Source organism: Streptomyces sp. NPDC052036 (assembly GCF_040680495.1).
GTDB lineage: Bacteria > Actinomycetota > Actinomycetes > Streptomycetales > Streptomycetaceae > Streptomyces.
Map to the genome: position 1 here is coordinate 1 of NZ_JBFAWW010000092.1, position 5,580 is coordinate 5,580.

Genomic DNA, 5,580 nt, shown 5'->3' on the forward strand with positions numbered 1-5,580 from the left:
TCCGTAATTCCGCGGCCTGTTCCGAAGAGAGGTTCATGCACTACCCAACGAGTCAAAGAGCTTCAGGTGACACAAACCAGATCACGCGACACTAGATCCGCCGGAGATCATGGACGGAGCCAGAGTCGGATCGAGGCGACGGTGACGGTGCCGTGGAAGATGTAGCCGCGCTTGTCGAATCTCGTGGCCACGGCCCCGGGAGTTCTTCAGCGCGTTGATCGTCCGCTCGACTTCGTTCCTTCGCTTGTAGATCGTCTTGTCGAAGCCGACAGGTCGGCCGCCCTTGCTGCCGCGGGCTTGGCGGTTGGCCCGCTGGTTCTTCGGTTCGGGGATGGTGTGCTTGATCTGGCGTCGGCGCAGATAGCGGCGGTTGCGACGGGAGGAATACGCCTTGTCGCCGCCGAGATGGTCGGGCCGAGTGCGAGGGCGTCCGCCACTGGGGCGGCCAACACGGATGCGTTCCATGACCGGAATGAGCTGCGGAGCGTCGCCCCATTGGCCCGGAGTGATCAGCAGGGCCAGGGGGCGGCGTCCACCCTCACCGGCGAGGTGGATCTTGCAGGTCAGGCCGCCCCGAGAGCGTCCGAGTCGCTGTCCGAGCGGCGCGCCAAGCTGCTGGCCGAACCTTTGCAGCTGACCGTCAACGGTGTCGCCACCCTCGACCAGTCCAACAACCTGACCGGCCTGGAACGGCAGATCGCCTCCGTGGAGGCTGCGACCGCCCCGGACGACACGACCGGCGGGGACACCCTGGTCATCGCCCCGCTGCAGTCCGCCCACCGCCGACGCCACCGCCACTGGTGGCGGTAGTGGCGCACGAGTTCCCGCCGCTGACGCCCGGCGACGCCGGCACCGTCGCCGCGCGTGTCGCCGCGGTGCTCGAGGATGCGTGGCAGCGCCTGGCAGCCGAGCAGGCGGCCGTGATCGCGGTGATCGGCGACAACGCACGCTCCCGGATGGTCGCCGACCGGCTGGCCCAGTTCCAGGCCGCCATCACCGACTTCCGGCAGCGCGTGGATGCCGAGGCGAGAGCGTTCGTGGCCCGCCAGCTGCCGCACCTGTACGAGGAAGGGGCGCGGGCCGCAGCCGAGGCGGTCGGCGGGCACTTCTCGTGGACGCTCATCCACCGCGAGGCCCTGCAGTTGCTGGCCTCCGACTCCTACGCCGACTTCCTGCGCCGCTCCGAGGAGGAGCAGCGCATGGCCGCCGCCTTCTACCGGGCCGTACGGGACGCCGCACGCCGCGAAGTGCCGCTCCTCGCCTCGGGCCACACCACCGCCCTGCAGGCCGCGAAGGCGTTGGCGGACCGGCTGGCCGCCGAACACCAGCTGGCCTACGTCATCTACCGCAACGGGGCGCGGATGCCGGTGCAGGCGTGGGCGGAGTCGGCGACCCTCGCCAAGAGTGCGGTCGCCTACAACGCGGGAACCCTCAACCGGGCTCGTGAGTCGGGGGTGCAGTTCAGGGAGGTGTTCGACGGCGCCGACTGCGGTTGGACCAGCCACAAGGACCCCGACAAGCCGAACGGCACGCTGCGCAGCGTGGAGGACGCCGCGGCGTGGCAGATCTCCCACCCGCGCTGCAGGCGGGCGTTCGGCCCGCGGCCGGACGTCACCGTAGGCACGTGAGGTGTCTGGCCTTCACGGTCACCGGGCATCATGCGGCGGATTATTCGGCGGGTGAATCGAGAGGTTATTCAGTACTGGTAGAGGGACGAGAAGCCGGGCGGGGAAGTCGTGGGCGGCACCCTTGAGATGGGTGTCGGCGCCCTGATCCGGCTCGGTCGGGGCACACCGGACCGCGATTTCGTGGGGGAGGGGTCCGAAGCGCTGTGATGGCCGGGACGGGTGACGGCAGGGGACGGCCCCTTTTGGCCCATTCGAGCCGCTTGATCGCAAGGCGCCTTCGTTCGCCCCTGTGTGCGCTCTGCGGCTGGGTGAAATCTGCACACCAAATACGCCACCGCGACATGGGGTTGGATCTGCACATGAGCCTGCCGGGTGGTGCTCTGTTGATACGCAGTCGTTGTTATGGGTGGCTGGCCAGGTCGTGGCCGGTGACGGCGCGGGCGTAGGCCCGCAGGGCGGTGACGACTTCGGTGCGGGTGCGGCGGCCGGCCAGGATCTCCATCTGGTAACCGTCCTCCATGGCGACGAAGCTCGCCGCCAGTAGGCGGGGCGGGTCCGCCAGGGCGAAGTGCCCCTGGGCCTGTCCCAGCATGAGCACGCCGTAGTAGACCGCGATCTGACGCTCGGTCAGTGAGCTGTCGAGGGCGGCTGCTTTCGCGTTGCGCAGGCAGCGCGGCCAGTACTCGAAGAGCAGCCGCGTCAGAGTGTCGTCCGGCCCGGTGGCCGGGCCATGGTCGATGCAGGCGCGAAGCCGGTCGCGGGCGTCGGTGAAGCGTTCGGCCGCCTGCTCCCGTTGCTGGCTGTAGCGCTCGATGGCCTGCCGGTAGGTGTCGTAGACGAGCGCGTCGAGGTCGCCGTAGTAGAGCACGGCCGCGGGTGTCACCCCGGCCTCCTCGGCGATGTCGCGCAGGCGCAGCCCCTCCAGGCCACGCACCAGCAGCGCCCGCTGCACGGCCGCGCTCAGCTCTGCCCGGCGGGCTTCCTTGCCCTTCTTCCCTGCCGCCATGACCTCCCCTTCTTTCATCCCGCATTCAATCGTATCCGCCCATCTATTGACGGACGAGCCGGGTAGTTCTTAAATCCGCGTTTAACAACTGTCGGCCCGTCCCCCGGGAGCCCTCGTGACCATCAACCCCACCGACGTCGAGGCCAGACCCTCCCCCCGGAGCAAGGGCCTGGCGTCCGATTCGATCGGCCTGCTGTCGATGGTCTCCCTCGGCCTCGCCTCGGTCGCCCCGGCCTACAGCATCACCGTCACCCTCGGTCTGGTGGTCCTCTCCGTCGGCCATCTGGCACCGGCCGCACTGCTGATCGGCTTCGTGCCGATCCTCTGCACCGCCTACGCCTTCCGCGAGCTCAACCGGGTGATGCCGGACTGCGGCACCAACTTCGTCTGGATCACCAGATCCTTCGGCCCCTGGCTCGGCTGGATCTTCGGCAACTGGATCCCGCAGATCGCCACGGTCATCGCGATGACCGCCCTGGCCCAGGTCGGCGCGATCAACCTGCTCTCACTCCTCGGCCTGAGCGGCCTGGCCGGTCAGACCCTGCCTGTGACCTGCCTCGGAGCCGCGCTCATCGCGCTGGTCACCGCCGTCGGCTACCGGGGCGTCCAGCTCTCCGCCGCCGTGCAGACCGCCATGGTCGCCCTGCAACTGGCGGCCCTGATCGGGTTCGGCGTCGCCGCCGTCGCCCGGAACGGCGCCAGCACTCCCAGCCCCGCCTGGCTGAACCCCTTCGGCTTCCATGGCAGCGGGCCGTTCGCCGAGTCCGTGCTGCTCTGCCTGTTCATCTACTGGGGGTGGGACGCCGCGCTGACCGTCAACGAAGAGTCCCGCGACCGCACCCGCGCCCCGGGGCGGGCCGCCGTCATCTCCACCCTCGTCCTGCTCAGCACGTACCTCTTCACGGCGGTCGCCGCGCTCAGCTTCGCCGGGACCGGAACCAGGGGCCTCGGGCTCGGCAACCCGCACAACGCCGCGGACGTTCTGGCCACCCTCGCGCCCGCGGCCCTCGGCGGGCCGCTGGCCAAGGTGGTGCAGCTCGCCGTCACCCTGTCCGCCGTCGCCGCCCTGCTCACCTGCATCGTGTCCACCGCGCGCCCCAACGTCTCGGTGGCCGTGCACGGCGCGCTGCCCAAGACCTTCGCCCGGGTACACCCGCGCTTCCACACCCCCACCGTCGCCACCGTTTTCACCGGCGTGCTGTCGGTCGCACTGCTGGCGGGGCTGAGCTACGCGGCGCCGTCCTTCCTCAGCGACGCCGTACTCTCCATCGGCCTGCTCGTCTGCGCCTACTACGGCGCCACCGCCTTCGCCTGCGTCTGGCACTTCCGCAGCCAACTGCGCACCTCCGCACGGGCCTTGATGTTCCAGGGCGTGCTCCCGTTCGCGGGCGGCCTGATGATGCTCGCCGCCTTCGCCCGCAGCGCCGTGGACATGATCCAGCCCGGCTACGGCAGCACCTCGATCGGCGGCGTCGGCGGCGTATTCCTGCTCGGCGTCGGCTCGATCGTCCTCGGCCTGCTGGTCACCACGGTGATCCGGCTCCGTTTCCCGGACTTCTTCCGCCATGGACGCCATACCGTCACCGACATCCTCGTCACGGAGGACTGAACCATCATGCGCACGCTCGCCATCGCCGCCGTTCAGACCCGACCGGTCGCCCACGACCCCGAGGCGACCTATCACCGCTTCCGGGAGCAGGTCCTCGCCGTGCGCGACCTCTTCCCGCACGTCCAACTCGTCGTCGTACCCGAGCTCCTGCTCGCCGCCGAGCCACCGCTGCTGGAGAGCAGGGACGGCTGGATGCAGGAGGTCGCCGTGCCGGTACCCGGGCCACTCACCGACCGCTTGTGCGCCCTGGCCCGGGAGACCGGGCTGTGGCTGGTGCCCGGCTCGGTCTTCGAACGCGCCGAGGACGGGAACATCTACAACACCGCCCTCGCCATATCTCCCGAGAATGGCATCGTCGCCCGCTACCGCAAGATCTTCCCCTGGCAGCCGTACGAACAGGCCGCTCCCGGAAACGAGTTCACCGTCTTCGACATCCCCGGCGCCGGGCGCGTCGGTCTCGCCATCTGCTATGACGGCTCTTTCCCGGAGACCATGCGCCAACTCGCTTGGCTGGGGGCAGAAGTGGTGATCCAGCCGACCTTGACCACCACCCGAGACCGAGAGATGGAGCTGGTCTGCGCACGCGCCAACGCTTGGACCAACCAGCTCTACGTCGTCAACGTCAACGCCGCCGACCCGGCCGGCGTCGGCACCAGTGCAATCGTCGACCCCGAGGGCATCCTCCGGCAGCAGGCGGGCCCCGGCGAGGAGATCCTCATCGACGTCCTCGACCTGGACACCGTCACCCGCGTCCGCGCGTTCGGCTCCGCCGGGATCAACCGGCCCTGGGCCCAGCTCGCCCGCTACGGCGCCAAGATTGAGCTACCGATGTACGGCGGCACATTCCACACACCGCACTGGCTGAACGACGAAACCTCACAGTAGCCGCGGACGAGCCAAGCCGATACCACCCGCCGACACCACCCGGCGCCCGCCAGGTCGCCGGGGCGCTGGCGTTGGTGCGGCGCCGTGGTGGCGACGTTCAGCGAGGCCGTCCCTGGCGACTCCCGCTGGCGGACCGGGTGTTACTGGTAGCGACGTACTGGTGCCCTCGAACCGATCACGGGCGTAAACGCCGTGGTGATCAGCCGATAGGGACGTGATCACGGCCTGACGTGCGAAGGGGGTGTGAGCATGTGCAGAACTTTAGCTTGGTGTTTAACCTCGGGTGTCACCCGACCTGCTGATCTGCGGTTCTTCCCGGGACAGCCGAGGCGGCCGTTCTCCACGCTTCGAGATGTTGAGTCACGAAGTGCGAGAGAACGGCCGCTGTGTATGAGTTTCCCAGTCCCTGGGTCCGCCGGTGATGCGTTGGACGTCTTGTCCCGCTTTCGGGT

5 protein-coding genes and 3 pseudogenes are annotated in these 5,580 nt (G+C 69.1%); 5 read left to right on the top strand and 3 right to left on the bottom strand.

Annotated features, from left to right (window positions below):
* Window positions 1-107: 107 nt before the first annotated feature.
* Window positions 108-588, bottom strand: a pseudogene (locus AB0L95_RS41660) (IS5 family transposase); the annotation flags it as partial.
* Here AB0L95_RS41660 and AB0L95_RS41665 point away from each other — a divergent pair.
* On the top strand, window positions 496-810 hold the full coding sequence (locus tag AB0L95_RS41665) for a hypothetical protein (RefSeq protein ID WP_365171832.1): 315 nt from the start codon (window positions 496-498) through the stop codon (window positions 808-810). The pseudogene AB0L95_RS41660 and the gene AB0L95_RS41665 overlap by 93 nt on opposite strands.
* The gene (locus AB0L95_RS41670; protein WP_365171834.1) at window positions 810-1,628 is read left to right on the top strand and encodes a hypothetical protein; all 819 of its coding nucleotides are present in this window, start codon (window positions 810-812) and stop codon (window positions 1,626-1,628) included. The genes AB0L95_RS41665 and AB0L95_RS41670 overlap by 1 nt, the downstream gene beginning before the upstream one ends.
* An 87-nt stretch (window positions 1,629-1,715) precedes the next feature.
* On the opposite strand, the pseudogene AB0L95_RS41675 reads toward AB0L95_RS41670, so the two are convergent.
* Window positions 1,716-1,835 (bottom strand): annotated as a pseudogene (locus AB0L95_RS41675) (serine hydrolase); the annotation flags it as partial.
* A gap of 193 nt (window positions 1,836-2,028) precedes the next feature.
* A complete protein-coding gene (locus tag AB0L95_RS41680) occupies window positions 2,029-2,634 on the bottom strand; it encodes a TetR/AcrR family transcriptional regulator (RefSeq protein ID WP_365171836.1) in 606 nt (201 codons plus the stop codon).
* 115 nt (window positions 2,635-2,749) lie between these two features.
* Between AB0L95_RS41680 and AB0L95_RS41685 the strand changes: the two genes are divergently transcribed.
* From AB0L95_RS41685 to AB0L95_RS41695, 3 genes and pseudogenes are all read left to right on the top strand, one after another.
* Window positions 2,750-4,243 carry an APC family permease gene (locus tag AB0L95_RS41685; protein WP_365171838.1) on the top strand — a complete coding sequence of 498 codons (1,494 nt, stop codon included), beginning with the start codon at window positions 2,750-2,752 and terminating at the stop codon, window positions 4,241-4,243.
* Between the two features lie 6 nt (window positions 4,244-4,249).
* Complete coding sequence (locus AB0L95_RS41690) at window positions 4,250-5,128, top strand: carbon-nitrogen hydrolase family protein (protein WP_365171840.1); 879 nt, start codon at window positions 4,250-4,252, stop codon at window positions 5,126-5,128.
* 65 nt (window positions 5,129-5,193) lie between these two features.
* A pseudogene (locus AB0L95_RS41695) lies at window positions 5,194-5,289 on the top strand (IS5/IS1182 family transposase); the annotation flags it as partial.
* Between the last annotated feature and the right edge of the window lie 291 nt (window positions 5,290-5,580).